The sequence below is a fragment of the Citrobacter koseri ATCC BAA-895 genome (genome assembly GCF_000018045.1).
Lineage (GTDB): Bacteria > Pseudomonadota > Gammaproteobacteria > Enterobacterales > Enterobacteriaceae > Citrobacter_B > Citrobacter_B koseri.
The window spans coordinates 1,237,109-1,257,967 of sequence record NC_009792.1 but is presented as its reverse complement, the minus strand read 5'-3'; the positions used below and the strand labels follow the sequence as shown (position 1 = coordinate 1,257,967).

21 protein-coding genes and 1 riboswitch are annotated in these 20,859 nt (G+C 55.3%); of the genes, 9 read left to right on the top strand and 12 right to left on the bottom strand.

The window, feature by feature from the left end:
- Positions 1-7: 7 nt before the first annotated feature.
- From CKO_RS05565 to nasR, 4 genes are all read right to left on the bottom strand, one after another.
- Complete coding sequence (locus CKO_RS05565) at positions 8-796, bottom strand: ABC transporter ATP-binding protein (protein WP_012132175.1); 789 nt, start codon at positions 794-796, stop codon at positions 8-10.
- Between the two features lie 10 nt (positions 797-806).
- A complete protein-coding gene (gene ntrB, locus CKO_RS05560; protein WP_012132174.1) occupies positions 807-1,688 on the bottom strand; it encodes a nitrate ABC transporter permease in 882 nt (293 codons plus the stop codon).
- A 1-nt stretch (position 1,689) separates the two neighbouring features.
- Positions 1,690-2,949, bottom strand: coding sequence for a CmpA/NrtA family ABC transporter substrate-binding protein (locus CKO_RS05555; protein WP_024130293.1), 1,260 nt, complete (start codon positions 2,947-2,949; stop codon positions 1,690-1,692).
- 241 nt (positions 2,950-3,190) lie between these two features.
- Positions 3,191-4,387: a nitrate regulatory protein NasR gene (gene nasR, locus CKO_RS05550; protein ID WP_012132172.1), complete on the bottom strand. Its 1,197-nt coding sequence runs from the start codon at positions 4,385-4,387 to the stop codon at positions 3,191-3,193.
- Positions 4,388-4,460: 73 nt separating this feature from the next.
- Here nasR and CKO_RS05545 point away from each other — a divergent pair, with 73 nt between their 5' ends.
- The 3 genes from CKO_RS05545 (at position 4,461) to CKO_RS05535 (ending at position 7,215) form a co-directional block, all read left to right on the top strand.
- Complete coding sequence (locus CKO_RS05545) at positions 4,461-4,814, top strand: DsrE/DsrF/TusD sulfur relay family protein (RefSeq protein ID WP_012132171.1); 354 nt, start codon at positions 4,461-4,463, stop codon at positions 4,812-4,814.
- 160 nt (positions 4,815-4,974) lie between these two features.
- On the top strand, positions 4,975-6,759 hold the full coding sequence (locus CKO_RS05540; protein WP_012132170.1) for a methyl-accepting chemotaxis protein: 1,785 nt from the start codon (positions 4,975-4,977) through the stop codon (positions 6,757-6,759).
- A gap of 210 nt (positions 6,760-6,969) precedes the next feature.
- Positions 6,970-7,215 carry a DUF1883 domain-containing protein gene (locus tag CKO_RS05535; protein WP_012132167.1) on the top strand — a complete coding sequence of 82 codons (246 nt, stop codon included), beginning with the start codon at positions 6,970-6,972 and terminating at the stop codon, positions 7,213-7,215.
- A 30-nt stretch (positions 7,216-7,245) separates the two neighbouring features.
- Here CKO_RS05535 and CKO_RS05530 read toward each other — a convergent pair whose 3' ends face one another.
- Positions 7,246-7,941 (bottom strand): gamma-glutamylcyclotransferase, encoded by a 696-nt coding sequence (locus CKO_RS05530; RefSeq protein ID WP_048902386.1) that lies wholly within the window; start codon positions 7,939-7,941, stop codon positions 7,246-7,248.
- A 168-nt stretch (positions 7,942-8,109) separates the two neighbouring features.
- The gene (gene chaB, locus CKO_RS05525) at positions 8,110-8,340 is read right to left on the bottom strand and encodes a putative cation transport regulator ChaB (protein WP_012132165.1); all 231 of its coding nucleotides are present in this window, start codon (positions 8,338-8,340) and stop codon (positions 8,110-8,112) included.
- Between the two features lie 271 nt (positions 8,341-8,611).
- Between chaB and chaA the strand changes: the two genes are divergently transcribed.
- A complete protein-coding gene (gene chaA / locus CKO_RS05520; RefSeq protein ID WP_012132163.1) occupies positions 8,612-9,712 on the top strand; it encodes a sodium-potassium/proton antiporter ChaA in 1,101 nt (366 codons plus the stop codon).
- A gap of 105 nt (positions 9,713-9,817) precedes the next feature.
- On the opposite strand, the gene kdsA is transcribed toward chaA, so the two are convergent.
- The 6 genes from kdsA to hemA are packed head-to-tail and all read right to left on the bottom strand — an operon-like array spanning position 9,818 to position 15,122.
- The gene (gene kdsA, locus CKO_RS05515) at positions 9,818-10,672 is read right to left on the bottom strand and encodes a 3-deoxy-8-phosphooctulonate synthase (RefSeq protein ID WP_012132162.1); all 855 of its coding nucleotides are present in this window, start codon (positions 10,670-10,672) and stop codon (positions 9,818-9,820) included.
- 35 nt (positions 10,673-10,707) lie between these two features.
- Positions 10,708-11,517, bottom strand: coding sequence for an invasion regulator SirB1 (sirB1, locus tag CKO_RS05510; RefSeq protein WP_012132161.1), 810 nt, complete (start codon positions 11,515-11,517; stop codon positions 10,708-10,710).
- A gap of 3 nt (positions 11,518-11,520) precedes the next feature.
- Positions 11,521-11,913 (bottom strand): invasion regulator SirB2, encoded by a 393-nt coding sequence (gene sirB2, locus CKO_RS05505; protein ID WP_012132160.1) that lies wholly within the window; start codon positions 11,911-11,913, stop codon positions 11,521-11,523.
- Complete coding sequence (gene prmC / locus CKO_RS05500; protein ID WP_012132159.1) at positions 11,910-12,743, bottom strand: peptide chain release factor N(5)-glutamine methyltransferase; 834 nt, start codon at positions 12,741-12,743, stop codon at positions 11,910-11,912. The genes sirB2 and prmC overlap by 4 nt, the downstream gene beginning before the upstream one ends.
- A complete protein-coding gene (prfA, locus tag CKO_RS05495; RefSeq protein WP_012132158.1) occupies positions 12,743-13,825 on the bottom strand; it encodes a peptide chain release factor 1 in 1,083 nt (360 codons plus the stop codon). Before prfA ends, prmC begins: the two co-directional genes overlap by 1 nt.
- Before the next feature lie 40 nt (positions 13,826-13,865).
- The gene (gene hemA / locus CKO_RS05490) at positions 13,866-15,122 is read right to left on the bottom strand and encodes a glutamyl-tRNA reductase (RefSeq protein WP_012132157.1); all 1,257 of its coding nucleotides are present in this window, start codon (positions 15,120-15,122) and stop codon (positions 13,866-13,868) included.
- Between the two features lie 262 nt (positions 15,123-15,384).
- Here hemA and lolB point away from each other — a divergent pair, with 262 nt between their 5' ends.
- The 5 genes from lolB to CKO_RS05465 all read left to right on the top strand — a co-directional run bounded on the left by lolB (position 15,385) and on the right by CKO_RS05465 (position 20,432).
- A complete protein-coding gene (lolB, locus tag CKO_RS05485; RefSeq protein WP_012132156.1) occupies positions 15,385-16,008 on the top strand; it encodes a lipoprotein insertase outer membrane protein LolB in 624 nt (207 codons plus the stop codon).
- Positions 16,005-16,856 (top strand): 4-(cytidine 5'-diphospho)-2-C-methyl-D-erythritol kinase, encoded by an 852-nt coding sequence (ispE, locus tag CKO_RS05480; RefSeq protein ID WP_012132155.1) that lies wholly within the window; start codon positions 16,005-16,007, stop codon positions 16,854-16,856. The genes lolB and ispE overlap by 4 nt, the downstream gene beginning before the upstream one ends.
- A gap of 150 nt (positions 16,857-17,006) precedes the next feature.
- A complete protein-coding gene (prs, locus tag CKO_RS05475) occupies positions 17,007-17,954 on the top strand; it encodes a ribose-phosphate diphosphokinase (protein ID WP_001518537.1) in 948 nt (315 codons plus the stop codon).
- A 124-nt stretch (positions 17,955-18,078) separates the two neighbouring features.
- Positions 18,079-19,758, top strand: coding sequence for a C4-dicarboxylic acid transporter DauA (gene dauA, locus CKO_RS05470; RefSeq protein ID WP_024130291.1), 1,680 nt, complete (start codon positions 18,079-18,081; stop codon positions 19,756-19,758).
- Positions 19,759-19,871: 113 nt separating this feature from the next.
- Entirely contained in the window at positions 19,872-20,432 is a 561-nt protein-coding gene (locus tag CKO_RS05465; RefSeq protein WP_012132153.1) for a GNAT family N-acetyltransferase, read from the top strand.
- Positions 20,433-20,632: 200 nt separating this feature from the next.
- A riboswitch (cobalamin riboswitch) is annotated at positions 20,633-20,858 on the top strand.
- Position 20,859 lies beyond the last annotated feature (1 nt).

The following is a 20,859-nucleotide window of genomic DNA, read 5'->3' as shown; positions in this document are numbered from 1 at the left end:
CGCCTCCCTACGCCGCCTTCGGCTGCTTTTCGTAGAGGAAGTGAAGAATCTGCTGGCGCAGCTGGTGGTATCGGCTGTCGTCAGCCAGCTGCACGCGATTACGCGGGCGAGGAAGCGTGACGGGCAAAATGTCGCCTACCGTCGCCGCCGGGCCGTTGGTCATCATCAGCACGCGATCGGAGAGCAGCACCGCTTCATCCACATCGTGGGTAATCAGCACAATGGTGGTATTGAGCGACTGCTGGATTTGCATCACCGTGTCCTGCAAGTGCGCGCGCGTCAGGGCGTCCAGCGCGCCAAACGGTTCATCCATCAGCAGCACTTTGGGTTTCATCGCCAGCGCCCGGGCGATGCCGACGCGCTGCTTCATCCCCCCGGACACTTCTCCCGGATGCTTGTGCATGGCGTGCCCCATTTGCACCCGTTCAAGATTGTGTTCAATCCATTCCCGACGCTCTGTTTTCCCCATCGTGCGGCGAAAGACCCGATCAACCGCCAGCGCAACGTTATCGAAGCAGGTCAGCCACGGCAGCAGCGAGTGATTCTGAAAGACCACAGCTCTTTCCGGCCCCGGCCCGGCGATTTCCCGGTTGTCGCAAATAAGCCCCCCGTCGGTAGGGAGCGTAATTCCGGCAATCAGATTCAACAGCGTCGATTTCCCGCAGCCGGAATGCCCAATAAGGCTGACGGTTTCACCTTCATGAATGTCGAAAGAGACGTTTTGCAACGCCAGAAATTCGCCGCTGGCGGTAGAAAAACGCTGACTGACGGCCTGTACCTGAATTAACGGTTTCATGGTGTTCCCCTTATTTTTCCTGCCAGCTAAAACGACGCGCCACCAGCATTAAGCCCTGCTCCAGCAGCAGGCCAACCACGCCGATGATGACGATAGCGATGAGAATGTTTTCCACATTGAGGTTGTTCCACTCGTTCCAGATCCAAAAGCCAATGCCGAGACCGCCGGTGAGCATTTCCGCCGCCACAATCACCAGCCAGGCGATGCCGATAGACAGGCGTACGCCGGTCAGCACCGCAGGCAGAACCGCCGGAAAGAGAATACGGCGCATCACCGTCCATTCCGGGAGTTGCAGGACACGGGCAACGTTAAGGTAATCCTGTGGGATGCGGCGCACGCCTTCGGCGGTGTTGATCACCATCGGCCAGATAGAGCAGATAAAAATAGTCCAGCTTGATGCCGGTTCCGCTTTCTGAAACAGCAGCAAGCCAATTGGCAACCAGGCCAGCGGGCTGACCGGTCGCAGCAGCGCGATCAGCGGGGTAAACATGCGCGAGAAAAAGGTGAACCGGCCGATCAGGAAGCCAAGCGGGATACCCACCAGCGCCGCCAGCCCAAAACCAATCGCCACACGCTGTAGCGACGCCAGCACATTCCAGCCAATCCCCATATCATTAGGCCCACCGTTATAAAACGGGTCGGCAAACAGCGTCAGCGCGGAATCAAGGGTGCTGAGCGGCGTCGGGAAGCCTTTGCTGTTAATGGCCGCCAGTTGCCAGCCCACCACCAGCAGCGCCAGCCCCAGCAATGCGGGAACGGTCCGCTGCGCCAGTGTTCGCATCAGATGCGACAGCGGCGGATTACGCCTGCGCACCGTAACGGGCGGCAGCGTAATCACTTCACCGGCGGCGGGTTCAGGGATGCGTCTTTGCGCGTTTTGTACTGTTTTCATGTCAGGCCCCTTGATGATGGAGAGTGAAACTGTTGGCGTAACGTTCGGGGTCCCGCCCGGTCCATACGGAACCATCTATGAGGGTGCTGGTGCGTAACAGCTGAGAAGGCGGCGTGATGCCGCCTACCGCTGCGGCGGCGTCCCGCCAGATGTCCGTGCGGTTAATCCGGGCGGCGATGGCGTTATAATCCGGCGCGTCCTTGAGCAGCCCCCAGCGACGAAACTGCGTCAGGAACCACATCCCGTCGGAATGCCACGGAAAACTCACTTCCGCATCGTGATAAAAACGAATGGCGTGCGCGTCCTGCCAGCGATGCCCTGCGCCGTTGTCGTACTCGCCCAACATACGTCCGGTCAGGTACTGCTCTTTGGTGTTAAGCCAGGCGCGACGGGCCAGTATTTGTGCGGTTTCGCGTCGGTTTTCCACTGAGGCGTCGATCCAGCGCGCCGCCTCCAGTACCGCGCTGACCAGCGCTCTGGCGGTGTTTGGATGCTGTTCAACCCAGTCACGGCGCGTTCCCAGGATTTTTTCCGGGTGATCGGGCCAGATGGCCTGCGAGGTTGCGGCAGTAAAACCAATGCGATCATTAATCGCACGGGCATTCCACGGTTCACCGACGCAAAAGCCCACCATGTTGCCAATACGCATGTTCATCACCATTTGCGGCGGCGGCACGACGACCATTCGGACATCAGAGAACGGGTTAATCCCCGCGCTAGCCAGCCAGTAATAGAGCCACATCGCATGCGTTCCGGTCGGAAAGGTATGCGCAAAGGTGTAAGTGCCGGGCGCTTGTCCGGCGATCATGTTTTTCAATCCGCCAGCGTCGGTAATGCCTTTCTCCTGAAGCGCCGTCGACAGCGTGATTGCCTGCCCGTTCTGATTTAGCGTCATCAGGTTCGCCATCGGCTGCGGCTTACTGGCAATACCAAGCTCAAGACCATAGAGCAGGCCATACAGCACATGCGCCGCGTCCAGTTCGCCGGAAACGAGTTTGTCGCGCACCGCCGCCCAACTGGCCTCTTTGGTCGGCACAAGGGTAATGCCGTATTTCTTATCAAACCCTTTCAACGCGGCGATGATCAGCGGCGCGCAGTCAGTGAGCGGAATAAAACCTACTCTGACGGTTTCAAGTTCGGGTTTGTCCGACCCTGCCGCCCACACGGACTGCATCAAACCGGGTACCAGCAGCGCCCCGCCCATCGCGGCCCCTGCCTGCAATAATCGACGTCGCGTCAATGAAACAGACCTGCCACCCATACATGCTCCCCATTGCAAAAAAAAAAGCGCCCGGCAATGCCGAAGCATTGCAGGACGCCTTTATCCCAAACGCGCGCAAACCGTCGTTGGTTTGCCGCTAAACTGTTTTCAGAACTCTTTTACCATTTCAGTCCTGCAATTCAGATGCCAACATCAACATGCCCCTATTCCGCCGCTTTTCAGGCGGTACGCGAACGCGCTTGCACCCGAATCTGGCACACGATGCCCAGCCGTTGTGCAGCTACCCTTTGGTTGTCACCTGCCAGAGCGATTTCACCGTGAGCAGCGCACGCGCGATGTCCACCATCCGCTGGTTCTTATCCATCGCCATTTTGCGCAGCGACTGCCAGGCCTGCTCTTCAGACAGATTCTGGTGATGCATCAGCACATATTTGGCCTTATCAATAACCTTTCGCTCCTCCAGCGCATCCTGTAGTGACGCCAGTTGCCCGCTAAGCTGCTCCAGCTCCCGCGCCTGTTGCCGCACAACCAGCAGCAACTGCTTATCCCGGCGCAATGAGAACGTATCGTCGGTGGCATCATCCAGCCAGCTGGCGAGCGGCAACGTTGTCTCATCCTGCGCCAGACGGCGCTCCACCGCAGACATTAACTCGGCGATCAGCATCTCCTCGATGCTGCGCAGTTGCTCCAGCCGTTGCGTCTGGAGCGTGAACCAGCGTAAAGCGCTTTCGCCCTTATCGGGCGCAGGCTGGCGCGTACAGGCCAGGCGGCGCCACTGTTCGATAGCGGCTTCCGCTTCGCACTGCTGGCGAAATGCGTGAACCACCGTCGGAGACGCCAGCGATATAAAGGTGTCAAAGCAGAGCTGCTGTCCGTCAATGCGATCCACCAGCTCCTGTCGCATCTCGTGGCTGAACGCCCCTTGCGTAAACCCTATCGCCCCCAGCGCCCGCTCCTGCCCCACCAGCTCCTTACCCTGCATAAAGCTGTACAGCGCGACCATCCCTCCGGCGATGTGGGGATGGTCGATGTTGTCGTTAAGCTGCGGCACAATGCTTAGCAGGTGGCGCAGCGTGCGGCTGTACTGATCCATCGCCTGTGGCGCATCGCTATGCCGTCCACTGACCGCTTCGCGCAGCTGCGGCAACTGCTCCAGACACCAGACAGCCCCGGCGATGCGATGACAGAGCGCGCTGTTCGCCATCGGCCTCATCTCCTGCAACAGGGACTGCAACCGGGCGTGTTCTTCGTCCACCAGCGCGCGGCTGGCGCGTATCTCCGGCCCATAAAGTTGCCCTGCGGAACACAACCAGATGTTGGATGCGCCGCGTTCGCACTGTAGCATATGCACCAGATGGCTAATCCGGGACACCAGCTTCCCTGACTGCGCCAGTTGGCGAAGCTGCGTATTCTCAAGCTGGCGCGCATAATGAAACCATTGGGTGGCGCCGGGGCGGCTTTCCATATTCGTCATCATCGTTGCTCTCCCGGGTAACAGGTCTACCCGTACTACAAGCAATATCCATGCCCCCCTGACAACAGGAGTCAAAATGCAAAAGATAGTGATCGTCGCAAACGGTGCGGCATACGGTAGCGAAGCGTTATTTAACAGCCTGCGTCTGGCCATTGCGCTACGTGAACAGGCCGGCGACCTCGACCTGCGTTTATTTTTAATGTCGGATGCCGTCACCGCAGGATTACGCGGACAGAAGCCTGCGGAAGGTTACAATATCCAGCAAATGCTGGAGATCCTGACCGCGCAGGACGTCCCGGTGAAACTGTGTAAAACCTGTACCGACGGGCGGGGAATCACCACATTGCCGCTCATTGACGGCGTGGAAGTCGGTACGCTGGTCGAACTGGCCCAGTGGACGCTGGCGGCGGATAAAGTTCTGACCTTCTGATCCCTGGCGCGGGAATTGCCCCTGGTTTCCGCGCACCTTCATTAGCGCTTAACGCGCGTTTAGCCCTGCTGATACTATTTTCTTATGGACGCGGTTGCAGCCTCAAGATTCGCCGCCCGGTAGCCGATAGGATTTCCAATACCACACTGAAGGAAATACTATGTTCAGCTCAATTCGCGCCCGTATTATTGCGGCGACAACGGGATGTCTGGTTGTCGCCCTCCTCCTTAACACGCTGATTAACCTTCAGGTAACGCGTCTCGATAACCGACAAGCGCAGCAGGATACGCTCACCAGTACCAGCGCCAGCCACAGTCTGGCGATTGCCGACTGGGTTAGCGGTAAAATGAATATGATTTCCTCGTTGCAGCAGGCGGCGCTAACCGACGATCCGGTGCCGGTATTTCGTCAAATGGCGCTGGGCGGCGGCTTTACGAATATTTATGTCGGGTATGCCAGCAAAACAGCAAAATTCTCCGACCCGGCAGGCATACCGCCAGATTTTGATCCGACGTCACGTCCCTGGTATCAACAGGTTGTCAGCGCTGACGCTGCCGTCGTTACGGCCCCCTATGTTGATGCCGGAACCGGCAAGCTGGTGGTAACGTTCGCCGTTCCGGTGAAAGAGAATGGCGAACTGAAAGCGGTGGTCGCCGGTGATGTCGCGATGGATGCCGTCGTAGCGAATGTACACGGTATTCGACCGACGCCCGCCAGCAGCGGTATGTTGCTCGACCAAAACGGAACGCTCATCGCCGCCAACGATCCGGCGCTGACGATGAAACCTTTCGCGCAGGTCGTCAGCGGCGTGGATTTCAATCAGGTAAAAAGCGGACACCCTGTTCAGGCGCTGATCGGCGAGAGCAGTAAAACGCTGCTGGCGACGCCGGTGCAAGGAACCCACTGGTGGCTGGTCGTGGCGTTAGACGAAAAAGAGGCGACCTCCGGTATGCTGGCGCTGCTGAAGGCGTCCACCCTGTCTCTGCTGCTGTTGGTTCTCGCGGGCGGCGCAGTGATGCACCTTCTGGTGGCTCGCCTGATGAAGCGTCTGTCCACGATCCGCGACGCGATGCATGCCATTGCCAACGGGACGAACGATTTGTCTCAGCGTTTGCCGGACAGCGGCACAGACGAGGTCGCGCAAATCGCCAGGGCGTTTAACGGTTTTAGCGATAAGTTGTCCGTGGTGATGGTACAGCTACGCGATGCCAGCGCCTCGGTGAAAATGGCCGCGCAGGAGATTGCCGCCGGTAACCGCGACCTTTCAGGCCGTACCGAGCAGGCCGCCTCCAGCCTGCGTGAAACCGCCAGCGCCGTTGAGCAAATCACCGCATCGGTCGCCCAGTCCACGGAATCTGCCGCCGAAGCCAACGATCAGGCGCAAAAAGCCTCACAGGCCGCCACGCGCGGCGGCGATGTGGTCTCGCAGGCAATCACGACAATGCAATCTATTGAAGGGGCATCGGCGAAAATCGGCGATATCACCAGCGTGATCGACGGCATTGCGTTCCAGACCAATATTCTGGCGCTGAATGCTTCGGTCGAAGCCGCCCGGGCGGGAGAGCAAGGCCGCGGGTTTGCCGTTGTCGCGGGTGAAGTGCGCAACCTTGCCAGCCGCAGCGCACAGGCGGCAAAAGAGATTAAATCTCTGATCGACTCCACAACTACCAGCGTCGCGACAGGTTCACGTTATGTTCATCTGGCCGGAGAAAGTATGCAGGAGATCCTGTCCAGCATCGGCCATGTCTCCGGCATCATGCATGAAATCAGCATCGCCACCAGTGAACAGATGAAAGGCATTCAGGAAATAAATCACTCCGTGAACCACCTTGATCGCATGGTGCAACAGAACGCTGAACTGGTGGTGCAGTCTGCCGCCGCCGCAGGCGCCTTGCAGAGCCAGGCAGGCGAGCTGGCTGAAACTGCCGGGCATTTCCGAATTTAATCTTATAAGGGCGTGTTTTTGTCGAAAGTTACCACGCCCTTTCAATGATTTTCAGGCATTTTGTCATTTTTGTTTAATGGTTATGCCATTTTTTGATCAAAATCAGCATCCGTGAGCTCACCCTTTGGTGTTATGCAGTGAGTGAAATGTGAACAACATCACGCAGCACTTCCGCAAGGGAGTACGTTGTTTTCAAGAACGGGGTGAAAAATGGCATTAGTGAAAGCAAGTTTGAAATTGTTTGGTGGGGATACGGTGATAGTGCGTTGTTCTGAACGCTGCCACATCCATTTAATGAGCGAGAAAAAACACGTCAAAGACACGCAGACCGATATTTTAAGCGTGCAGAACCGTGATAATGCCTGGCTGACCGTACCGTACACCGGTGTCTGGAACGTGCTGATCGACAGCCACAGCCAGTCACTGGAACACTCCATCAGTTATATCGCAGCCTGATGTTTTTGCCCCTGGATTCAGGGGCAACGCTCAGGCAAATCCGGGGTTGAATCCCCTTTCCGGCTGATTCTCGCCTAACAAGCCTCTGACTTTCGCCACCAGATCGTTCAGACAATCGTCCCGCATCCCCAGTCTGGCAAGCTCCTGTTCCAGCGAGAACAGATATTGCGCGTTGGTGCCCAACGGCCCACTGGCGGCAGCGATCAGCGGCGCGATAATCTGAGCGCGAGTATCCGACTCATACAGCGGGTGTCGCGGGTCCATAATAAACACCAGCGCATTGACCGTCCGGCCATCATCCAGCGCCAGCTGGCACCAGGTGGGAAGATAGCAGCCGGTAATCATTTCCCGCTTCCACAGCAGCGTCAGCTCCTGCTCCAGCGCGTTCTCCGGCAGTTTATAAGCCACGCCAGTAGTTCGCCCGCCCTCTTTCAGCGCCAGCATCCGTCCGGGCTGGCACGCCGTTCCACGCCCTGCCGTCAGACGCAGACAAAACGCCCGGTGCCAGCCGACCAGCGTACCGGTACAGGACTCGTCAAATTCTAACACCGGATTCCACATCAACGATCCATAACCGAAGATCCACACCGGCCCATCATCGGGCCTACAGGCAAGCGTCGCCGCCAGTGAAGCGGCCCGTTGTTCTGCTGACCAAAGTAGTGATTCTTCAATAGCGCCAAACGCCGTTTTACAATCGGCATTCAGTAAAAAATCACGCGTTAACACCTTACACCTCCGCCACTGCAAACTTCCCTGCAACACTTTTTTGACGCCTTCCGGGCATTTTAACTGCTCATTTTGAAACCACTAACAGGACAATATGCAATTCAATCGCCGCTTGCAAGGCAACAGACGCTCAACGCGCATCATTTGCCTGGTCTGGTATGAAGACGATCAGCGCTTTTTATGCCACTTATCATCATCCCCTTTTTGGTAATCATTTTTGACGGCAGCCCAGGCAACCTTATGCGCGGTCTCCTCCCGGCTGGCGTCGTCACGTCTGTCCGCTTTATCTTTATATTGTTCCCAGGCGCTATTAAACGCCTCTTTATAGATATCCTGCGCGTGCGCAGGCAGCACATTCTGAACGCTTTCCGGCAAATCGCTTTTCGTTTTATAAGGCATTGCTGACTCCTCTTTTTGCTGTAAACCTTTAGTGTGGTCAACAATGTTTTGTCTCGCCAGTCGGGTGCTATTTTACTTTTTATTTGTCACTAACCCACTGTTATTCATATACTCTCTAAACAAGACGTACTTTTTTATTCACTCTGCGGGGGAAAATAGCCCATGCCGTAAAATTACGTAAAAACACAATGATGAAGCCGCGATTTCTGTTATTTTTTACAATCTTTAATACATTTATAATTAAAAACACCTGCGGAGATGGAGAATCATAATGACACACGCACATGAGGCGGTGAAAACCCGCCACAAGGAGACCTCGCTTATTTTCCCGGTTCTGGCACTGGTGGTGCTGTTCTTATGGGGAAGCAGTCAGTCACTACCAGTGGTCATCGGTATTAATATACTTGCCCTTATTGGTATTTTAAGCAGCGCTTTCAGCGTTGTCCGCCATGCGGATGTATTAGCGCACCGACTCGGCGAACCTTACGGTTCCCTTATCTTAAGTCTTTCTGTCGTTATTCTGGAAGTGAGTTTAATTTCCGCATTGATGGCCACCGGCGACGCCGCGCCAACACTGATGCGCGATACGCTCTATTCAATCATCATGATTGTAACTGGCGGACTGGTCGGTTTTTCTCTGCTGCTTGGCGGTCGTAAATTCGCCACGCAATATATGAACCTGTTTGGCATTAAACAGTATTTAATTGCCCTGTTTCCGCTGGCGATTATCGTGCTGGTCTTCCCTATGGCGTTGCCAGGGGCGAATTTTACTACGGCTCAGGCGCTGTTAGTGGCGCTTATTTCCGCCGCGATGTACGGCGTTTTCCTGCTGATTCAGACGAAAACGCACCAGAGTTTATTCGTTTACGAGCATGAAGATGAAAGTGATGACGATGACCCGCACCACGGCAAACCGTCCGCGCACAGCAACATCTGGCACGCTGTATGGCTGATCGTACATCTGATTGCCGTTATCGCCGTGACGAAAATGAACGCCAATCCGCTGGAGACACTGTTAACCGAACTGAATGCGCCAGTGGCATTTACCGGTTTCCTCGTGGCCTTGCTGATCCTCTCCCCTGAAGGGCTGGGCGCGCTGAAAGCGGTGTTGAATAACCAGGTACAGCGAGCCATGAACCTGTTCTTTGGTTCGGTACTGGCAACCATCTCCCTGACCGTACCGGTGGTGACGCTGATTGCATGGGCTACCGGAAATGACCTGCTCTTCGGTTTGGGCGCCCCGGAGATGGTGGTAATGGTGGCCTCGCTGGTGCTGTGCCACATTTCTTTCTCGACCGGGCGAACCAATGTGTTGAACGGCGCGGCGCATCTGGCTCTGTTTATCGCTTACCTGATGACCATTTTTGCCTGACGGACAAAAAAGCCCGGTAGCGTTTACGCTTTCCGGGCTTACGAAACCGCGTTTATTGTAGGCCGGATACGGCGTCAGACGCCCTCCGGCACACATCATCCCCGCTTAGTGTTCGGTATCCAGCTCGCCGAAGCTTTTCACCAGATCGTCAATCGCTTTAATTTGTTTCAGGAACGGTTCCAGCTTCGCTAACGGCAGCGCGGACGGACCGTCACATTTCGCATGCTCCGGGTCCGGGTGCGCTTCAATGAACAAACCGGCCAGACCTACCGCCATACCGGCGCGCGCCAGTTCGGTAACCTGCGCGCGACGACCGCCGGACGCGGCGCCAAACGGGTCGCGGCACTGCAACGCATGGGTGACGTCGAAAATAACAGGCGAGTTACCGGAAACTTTCTTCATCACGCTAAAGCCCAGCATATCAACAACCAGGTTGTCGTAGCCGAAGTTCGCACCGCGATCGCACAGGATCACTTTATCGTTGCCGCCTTCGTGGAATTTGTCCACGATATTGCCCATCTGACCGGGGCTGACGAACTGCGGTTTTTTCACGTTAATGACCGCGCCGGTTTTTGCCATCGCTTCCACCAGGTCGGTCTGGCGAGCGAGGAATGCCGGAAGCTGAATGACATCCACCACGTCGGCGACAGGCTGCGCCTGACTGGCTTCATGAACGTCGGTGATCACTTTCACGCCAAACGTTTGTTTCAGTTCCTGGAAAATCTTCATCCCTTCTTCCAGACCCGGGCCACGGTAAGAGTGAATAGAGGAACGGTTGGCTTTATCAAAAGAGGCTTTGAACACATAAGGAATACCCAGCTTCTGGGTCACGGTTACGTAGTGTTCACAGATACGCATCGCCAGATCGCGTGATTCCAGCACGTTCATACCGCCAAACAGCACGAATGGCAGGTCATTTGCCACGTTGATGTCGCCAATGCTAACCACTTTTTGTTTCATAAGATCGCCTTAACCATGGGTAAAATGTCGATTAATTAATGCAAAACAATTTGCTTGTGCGCAATGGTATTAATCTGCGCACGAATCATTTCGCTGATCGGGTCTTCTGGACACTGTTCAACAAAATAACTTAAATCCGTCAACGCAACATGTTCACACTCCAGTTGCGCATAAATCAGCCCCCGGTCGCGGATCTCGTAAGGGTCTTCCGGGTTAAATTGCAGTAACGCTTCGCTGGCGCGCAACGCCAGTTCCATTTGCCGCTCTTCCATCAAGGAAGATTTCAGCGTATCCAGCAATTTGCGAATGACCTCAGCGTTATCCGCCTCATCCAGATCTTCGTTAAACAGTTCAGCGACCGGGCTAATATTGCCCTTCAGCCAGACTTCCAGCGTATGCTCATCGAGCGTTTCGCCGTTAAATGGGTTGATCAGCCACATTTCCCCCTCCAGCGATTCAATACGCAGAATCAACTGGGTCGGGAAAATGACCGGCACCAATGGGAGACCCAGCCGGTGAGCCAGCCACAATAAGATTGCGCCTAACGATACCGCGCTCCCCTGGCGGTTTTTCAGAACCTGATCGAGCCACAATGCATCAGAAAGACGGTAGACGCCGTGGGTATCTCTGAACCCCCACTCGCCATAAAAAAGTGCCAGCAATTTTTCCAGTTGCTCATCCTGAGACAGGAGCTGGCTAATTTCTTCATGCGCCAGACTGGCCAGACGTTCCAGTTCGTCATAGACCGCTTGCGTCGGAAAATCCAGGCGGATCGATTCCGATGCCAGGATCATCCCATCGCACAGTGGCGCTTTATTAAATTCGAAATCAGCTAACGACCTCATGACTTACCCCAGTAACGGTATTTTTGTGGTGGCGAGTTTAATGATGATGTACAGCACCACCAGCGCCAGCGGGAAGGCGATAACGCGCGCCTGCTGACTGCGCGCCTGACGATAATCAAGCGCAATAAAACCCAAAACGATGTAGATGATAACGCCAAACAACTTCTCAGTCAGCCATGTCCCCTGTTCGGTGAATGGCAGGATGTGCGTTTTTATGATCAATCCCGCTCCGCTAAGCAGCAAAACGGTGTCAATAATCGGCGGGACAACCCGCGTCCAGCGTGCGGATGCCAGCGCATGGCGGGTATAGCGCCACCAGAAACGCAGCACGAACAGGCTAACGGAAAGCGTAACGCTGGTCAGATGGATGCCCAGCAGCAGCGTAAATGTATTCATGGCGCGATCCGCCCAAGCGTGATTCGTTCGTTGTCGCCATAATCACGGCAGGTCTCAACCTGAACGTACCCTGCCTGCGCCAACGCGGTTCTGACCGCCACTCCTTGCTGCCAGCCGTGCTCCAGCAACAGATACCCCCCCGGCGCCAGCGCATGGCGCGCCTGCGCGATAATGTGCGTGATATCCGCCATGCCGTTATCGTCTGCGACCAGCGCCGACAGCGGTTCAAAACGCACATCGCCCTGTGCGAGATGGGGGTCATGCGCATCAATATATGGAGGGTTGCTGACGATCATGTCAAATTGCTGCCCCGGCAACGCCGCGAACCAGTCGCTTTGCAGTATGCGAACATTGTGAATCGCCAGATGTTGCGCATTACGGCCAGCCAGCGCCACGGCGTCCGGCATACGGTCTACCGCCGTGACCTCGCAGTCCGGTCGCTCTGTCGCCAGCGCCAGCGCAATCGCGCCGGTTCCGGTGCCGAGGTCGAGAATCCGACACGGCGAATCAGGCAGACGTGCCAGCGCCTGTTCGACCAGACATTCGGTGTCCGGGCGCGGAATCAGCGTGGCGGGCGAGACAAACAGCGGCAGTGACCAGAACTCGCGTATGCCAGTCAGGTGTGCGACCGGTTCGCCGCGCTGACGACGCGCCAGCAACTGCGCCAGTTGCTCACGCTGCGTGTCGGTCAGCGCCGTTTCGCCAAATGCCAGAATAAAGGTGCGCGCCTTACCGGTAACGTGGCCCAGCAAAATCTCGGCATCACGTCGGGGGCTTTCACTCTCCTGTAAGCGGCTTATCGCCTCACGCAACCAGTGCTGGTAATCCATTATTCCTGCTCGGACAACGCCGCCAGTTGGTCGGCCTGGTGTTCCTGAACAATCGGCTCAATGAGCATGTCCAGTTTCCCCTCCATCGCCTCATCCAGACGGTAGAGGGTCAGGTTAATACGATGATCCGTCACGCGACCCTGCGGGAAGTTATAGGTACGGTTGCGATCGCTGCGGTCGCCGCTGCCTAACAGGTTACGCCGGGTTGAGGCTTCAGCCTGCTGACGCTTCGCCGTTTCTGCGGCGTGGATGCGCGCCCCAAGCACCGACAGCGCCTTCGCTTTGTTTTTATGCTGTGAACGTTCGTCCTGGCACTCCACCACGATACCGGTCGGTAAGTGCGTAATACGAATTGCAGAGTCGGTGGTGTTAACGTGCTGACCGCCCGCGCCCGAAGAGCGGAAGGTGTCGATACGTAAATCAGCCGGGTTAATATCCGGCAGTTCGGCCTCCGGCAGTTCCGGCATAACGGCGACGGTACAGGCGGACGTGTGGATACGCCCCTGCGATTCGGTCGCCGGGACGCGCTGAACGCGATGGCCGCCGGACTCAAACTTGAGTCGCCCGTAAACGCCATCGCCGCTGATTTTGGCGATGATCTCTTTATAGCCGCCATGCTCGCCTTCACTGGCGCTCATGATCTCTACCCGCCAGCGACGCGCTTCCGCGTAACGGCTGTACATGCGGAACAGATCGCCTGCGAACAGCGCGGCTTCATCGCCGCCCGTTCCGGCGCGCACTTCGAGGAAAGCGTTACGTTCGTCATCGGGATCTTTTGGCAGCAGCAGAACCTGCAACTGTTGCTCCAGTTGTTCACCTTTTTCTTTGGCTTCGCGCAGTTCATCCTGCGCCATCTCGCGCATTTCAGGATCGTCGAGCATCATCTGTGCCGTTTCGATATCATCCTGAACCTGTTGCCAGTCCGTAAAACAGCGAGAAACATCGCTTAATTGCGCATACTCACGCGACAGCGCGCGAAAGCGTTCCTGGTCTGCGATGGTTCCCGCATCACCCAACAGCGCCTGAACTTCTTCATGGCGTTCGTGCAGGGCTTCCAGTTTGGCAACGATAGAAGGCTTCATAGGCGTAAATGCACCCTGTAAAAAATAGATTGGTGTGCTGCTACTCCAGCCCGAGGCTGTCGCGCAGAATATTCAGGCGTTCGTCATCCCCGTCACGGGCGGCCTGTTGAAGAGATTTAGTTGGCGCATGGATCAGGCGGTTGGTCAGTTTCCATGCCAGATCCTGCAAAATGGCTTGCGCGTCGCCGCCCTGTTCAAGGGCTGCCAACGCTTTAACTGTCAGTTCATCGCGTACGTGCTCTGATTGACTACGGTATTCGCGGATGGTCTCGCTGGCGCTTTGCGAGCGCAGCCAAGCCATAAATTCGCTGGCTTCCTGCGCGACAATCGTTTCGGCCTCCACTGCCGCCGCTTTACGCTGCGCCAGGTTATGCGAAATGATGCTTTGCAGGTCATCAACGCTGTACAGATAGGCATTCGCCAGTTTACCGACTTCCGGCTCCACGTCGCGCGGCACGGCAATGTCCACCAACAGCATCGGCTGGTTACGACGGCTTTTTAATGCGCGCTCCACCATCCCTTTGCCGATAATCGGCAGCGGACTGGCGGTTGAGCTGATAATAATATCGGCTTCCCGCAGACGTTCGTCGATGTCGCTCAACGAAATAACCTCAGCTCCCACTTCATCTGCCAGCACTTGCGCGCGTTCGCGGGTGCGGTTGGCGATGATCATTTTTTGTACTTTATGTTCACGCAGATGGCGCGCGACCAGTTCAATGGTTTCACCCGCCCCGACCAGCAACACCGTCACCGTGGAGAGGGATTCGAAAATTTGACGCGCCAGCGTACAGGCAGCAAAAGCAACGGACACGGCGCTGGCGCCGATGTCTGTTTCGGTGCGTACGCGTTTGGCGACGGAAAACGATTTCTGGAACATGCGTTCCAGCGCGCTGGCATGCAGATGGCCTTTTTGCGAATCCGCAAACGCTTTTTTCACCTGACCGAGAATTTGCGGTTCGCCCAGCACCAGCGAGTCCAGCCCGCTGGCGACGCGCATCAGGTGGCTGACGGCGTCGTTGTCCTGGTGCCAGTAGAGGCTATTGCGCAGGTCGTCTTCATTGAGATTATGGTAATCACATAACCAACGAATCAGCGCCTCTTGCAGGTTATCCTGTTCTTCAACGCTGAGATACAGCTCCGTGCGGTTGCACGTCGACAACACCACACCGCCCTGCACCATCGGCTGCGCAAGCAGGCTGTCCAACGCCTGATCGAGCGTATCTGGCGAAAACGTTACGCGTTCTCGCAGCGATACAGGTGCCGTTTTATGGTTAATACCGAGCGCTAAAAGGGTCATGTGTGCGGGAATAGTACCAGCGTTGATAAGGTTAGACTGGGTGCATCATACAGGATGCTCGTGGTCAATAAAAGAGACAGCCTCCTTTTGGAGTAATAGCTTACTGTTTAAATTAAGATAACGTGAACGTAGACGATGTACCCGGTCAGCGCTAGCATTAAGGGTTATAACTGCAACCAACCGACGGGTTCAGTTTGTCGGCCTGATAAGCATAGCGCCATCAGGCAATTATCGCACCGTATTACAAGGATTCGTCATCACTATGACCCTGCCTGATTTTCGCCTGATCCGCCTGCTCCCGCTGGCTAGCCTGGTCCTCACCGCCTGTACGATCAATGCGCCGAAAGGTCCTGGCAAAAGTCCCGACTCCCCTCAGTGGCGTCAGCATCAGCAGGACGTGCGCAAGTTGAATCAGTATCAGACGCGTGGCGCGTTTGCTTATATCTCCGACGATCAGAAAGTGTATGCCCGCTTCTTCTGGCAGCAAACCGGTCAGGATCGCTACCGTCTGCTGTTGACCAATCCGCTGGGCAGTACCGAACTGGAGCTGAACGCCCAGCCGGGCAATGTGCAACTGGTCGATAATAAAGGGCAGCGTTACACCGCCGACGACGCCGAAGAGATGATCGGCAAGCTGACCGGAATGCCCATTCCGCTTAACAGCTTACGCCAGTGGATCCTCGGTCTGCCGGGCGACGCCACCGATTACACCCTCGACGACCAGTACCGCCTGAGCGAAGTGAACTACCACCAGGACGGTAAAAACTGGAAAGTGGTATACAGCGGATACGACAGTAAAACGCAGCCCGCCATGCCGGCAAATATGGAACTCTCTGACGGCAGTCAGCGCATCAAACTGAAGATGGATAACTGGATTGTAAAATGATGACCCACTGGCCATCTCCGGCAAAACTGAATCTGTTTTTATACATCACCGGACAGCGTGCGGACGGTTATCACACATTGCAAACGCTGTTCCAGTTTCTTGATTACGGCGACACGATCGGCATTACGCCACGCGGCGACGGCGAAATTCATCTTTTGACGCCTGTCGAGGGCGTCGAAAATGACGACAATCTGATCGTCCGCGCGGCGCGGTTGCTGATGAAGACAGCGTCCGCCCACGGGCGTTTGCCCGCAGGCAGCGGCGCGGATATCAGCATCGAGAAACGTTTGCCCATGGGCGGCGGTCTGGGTGGCGGCTCGTCCAATGCGGCGACCGTTCTGGTGGCGCTGAATCATCTCTGGCAGTGCGGATTATCGGTCGATGAACTGGCGGAAACAGGCTTAACGCTGGGCGCGGACGTCCCGGTGTTTGTCCGTGGACATGCGGCCTTCGCCGAGGGCGTGGGTGAAATCCTGACGCCGGTAGACCCGCCGGAGAAGTGGTATCTGGTGGCCCACCCTGGGGTAAGCATCCCCACGCCGGTTATTTTCAAGGACCCCGAATTACCGCGCAACACGCCAAAAAGGTCAATAGAAACGTTATTAAAATGTGAATTCGGCAATGATTGCGAGGTTATCGCAAGAAAACGTTTTCGCGAGGTTGATGCGGCGCTTTCCTGGCTGTTAGAATACGCGCCGTCGCGCCTGACTGGTACAGGGGCCTGTGTCTTTGCTGAATTCGATACAGAATCCGCTGCTCGTCAGGTGCTTAAGCAAGCCCCGGAATGGCTCAATGCGTTTGTGGCGAAGGGTGTCAACCTCTCTCCATTGCAAAAAGCCATGCTTTAAGCCGGGCAAGCTGAGTTTCGGTGACAACGTCACCCTGTTCCAGACGTTGCATCGCGCTCTTTAATACACCGCCTGGATAGGATATTGCCTGGCCCGCACAGTTTTCGGCAGATTCTATCCACCAATGGACGCATGCCTGAGGTTCTTCTCGTGCCTGATATGAAGCTTTTTGCTGGTAACGCCACCCCGGAACTAGCACAACGTATTGCCAACCGCCTGTACACTTCTCTCGGCGACGCCGCTGTAGGTCGCTTTAGCGACGGCGAAGTCAGCGTACAAATTAACGAAAATGTACGCGGTGGTGATATTTTCATCATCCAGTCCACTTGTGCCCCTACTAACGACAACCTGATGGAATTGGTTGTTATGGTCGATGCGCTGCGCCGTGCTTCCGCAGGCCGTATCACCGCCGTTATCCCTTACTTTGGCTATGCGCGTCAGGACCGTCGTGTACGTTCCGCTCGTGTACCGATTACCGCAAAAGTCGTCGCTGACTTCTTGTCCAGCGTTGGCGTTGACCGCGTTCTCACCGTTGACCTGCATGCTGAACAGATCCAGGGCTTCTTTGACGTTCCGGTTGATAACGTATTCGGTAGCCCAATTCTGTTAGAAGATATGCTGCAACTGAACCTGGATAACCCGATTGTGGTTTCTCCAGATATCGGTGGCGTTGTGCGTGCCCGCGCTATCGCTAAGCTGCTGAACGATACCGATATGGCGATCATCGACAAACGTCGTCCGCGCGCTAACGTTTCTCAGGTGATGCACATCATCGGTGACGTTGCCGGCCGCGACTGCGTACTGGTTGATGATATGATCGATACCGGTGGTACGCTGTGCAAAGCAGCAGAAGCACTGAAAGAACGTGGTGCCAAACGCGTATTCGCCTACGCGACTCACCCGATTTTCTCAGGCAATGCGGCAAACAACCTGCGCAATTCGGTGATTGATGAAGTCGTTGTCTGTGACACCATTCCACTGACCGACGAAATTAAAGCACTGCCGAACGTGCGCACGTTGACACTGTCGGGTATGCTGGCCGAAGCGATTCGTCGTATCAGCAACGAAGAATCCATTTCAGCTATGTTCGAACACTAATCGAACCCGGCTAAAAAACCCGCTGCGGCGGGTTTTTTTGTCTGTAACTCTTATTTGTATGACCAATGCCTCCTTCACCTGCCATTTAGTTGACAGATGATGCGCTCATGGATGAAACATTATTGTGAACAGAATATTTTCCTCACATGTGATGCCTTTCCGCGCCCTCATCGACGCTTGCTGGAAAGAAAAATATACCGCCTCACGGTTCACCCGTGATGTGATTGCCGGGGTAACCGTCGGGATCATCGCTATCCCGCTGGCGATGGCGCTGGCAATTGGCAGTGGTGTTGCACCGCAGTACGGTCTTTATACGTCCGCTGTGGCGGGGATTGTTATTGCCTTAACCGGCGGGTCACGCTTCAGCGTCTCCGGCCCGACCGCCGCATTTGTCGTTATTCTCTACCCGGTATCGCAACAATTCGGGCTGGCAGGTCTGCTGGTCGCCACCCTCATGTCCGGGGTGTTCCTGATCCTCTTCGGCCTCGCGCGTTTTGGCCGTCTGATCGAATACATTCCCGTATCGGTCACGTTAGGTTTTACATCAGGGATCGGCATCACCATCGGGACAATGCAGATTAAAGATTTTCTCGGTCTGCAAATGGCCCATGTGCCGGAGCATTACCTACAAAAAGTCGGGGCGCTGGTTATGGCGTTGCCGACCATTAATCCGGGCGATGCCGCTATTGGCGTGGTGACACTCGGTATGCTGATTTTCTGGCCGCGTCTGGGGATTCGTCTGCCGGGCCATCTTCCGGCGCTGCTGGCGGGCTGCGCCGTTATGGCCGTGGTTAATCTGCTGGGTGGCCATGTGGCGACGATTGGTTCACAGTTCCACTATGTGCTGGCCGATGGTTCGCAGGGCAACGGCATTCCTCAGCTGCTGCCGCAGCTGGTGCTGCCGTGGAATCTCCCGGATTCAGATTTCACGCTAAGCTGGGATTCATTGCGGGCGTTATTGCCAGCCGCTTTCTCGATGGCGATGCTGGGGGCGATTGAATCCCTGCTGTGCGCGGTCGTGCTCGACGGCATGACGGGCACCAAACACAAAGCAAACAGCGAACTGATCGGCCAGGGGCTGGGGAATATCGTGGCGCCGTTCTTTGGCGGGATCACCGCGACGGCGGCGATCGCCCGTTCTGCGGCAAACGTGCGCGCAGGCGCGACCTCGCCCATTTCCGCCGTTATCCACGCAATTCTGGTCATCCTCGCCCTCCTCGCGTTGGCTCCCCTGTTGTCATGGCTGCCGCTTTCCGCCATGGCCGCGCTGCTGCTGATGGTTGCGTGGAACATGAGTGAAGCCCACAAGGTGGTCGATTTACTGCGACATGCGCCCAAAGATGACATCATCGTGATGATGATGTGTATGTCGCTGACGGTGCTCTTCGATATGGTGATTGCGATCAGCGTCGGGATTGTCCTGGCTTCCCTGCTGTTTATGCGCCGTATTGCCCGTATGACGCGCCTCGCGGCGGTAAACATCACGGTTCCCGATGATGTGCTGGTATTACGCGTTATCGGGCCGCTCTTTTTCGCCGCCGCGGAAGGGTTATTTACCGACCTCGAATCACGCATTGAGGGTAAACGCATTGTGGTGCTGAAGTGGGACGCCGTTCCGGTACTGGATGCCGGTGGTCTGGACGCCTTCCAGCGCTTTGTGAAGCGTTTGCCGGAAGGTTGTGAACTGCGCGTCAGTAACGTGGAATTCCAGCCGCTGCGTACCATGGCCCGCGCCGGTATCAAACCCATTCCGGGTCGTCTGGCATTCTTCCCGAACAAAGATGCCGCGCTGGCGGATATCTAATCCCGACTGCCGGTCTGTATCTCAACAGACCGGCAAGTTTTCTTATTGAAAACTGGTTTTCTGCGTCTGGCTTGTTATTATCGTTTTCCTGATATTTGTTAGCGATAACCGATATGAAACCAACCTCTCCGTTTGTTTTTCGTGAAATAACGCGGGACGATATTCCTGCCGTACAGTCCTTTATTATTCGGCATCTTAATCTTTATTTTAATGCCGGAAGAGCATTACCCACTGCGAGTGACGACGTATTCGACCTCCAGGGAAATTATCTTGAGCGGGAAAGAAACCAATTGTTCGGCGTCTGGAATGAACAACAGCAGATAATTGGGACGCTGGCGATATGTCAGTACGATGACAGAATAGAGATGTTGCACGGTCGTTATAATTTACCGGAGACAGCTGAGATTTGTCGCTGCTATGTCGATCAGCATTATCGCAGGCAAGGTATTGGCAGCCAACTGGTCTCGCTGGCTGAACAATTTTGCGAGCAGCAACACTATAAAATATTATATTTGCACACCCATCATTTTTTACCCGGCGGGTATCAATTCTGGCGGCGAAATCTGTTTAACGTCTTCATGGATGTGGGCGACGAGTGGCAGATCGTGCATATGGAAAAACCGTGTAAATATATTGTTACCAGCGACAATATTGATAACATTCACTGTTTATAATAACGCCTTCTTTCTCATCGCGATTAATTGATCAACGTCAATCAATTCTCATTTGCCTTTCCGTTATTACTTGCGGTTGCAATAATCACCACTCCAACAAAAACACAACCATTTGAATTTAAATTAATTAATATAAAAATCACCATAAAGTATGATGTTTTTGTTCTTTTTTCATACGGTTGACGAGGTTATTGATTGCCGATACAGTCGCCAGTGACAGTATTCATAACACAGCCGTTGTTTTGAAAGGAATATGGTGCGGATTATTTTAATCTCATTCCATAGCTGCCCCCGCAACTGTAGGCGGATACCGAATATCTGCGTGTGGTTATTGTAACCACCGGTCACTGTAAAGATTTGCTTTATGGGAAGGCCGATATTCTGATTACCGTGAGCCAGGAGACCTGCTGTCAGGGTTGTACACATT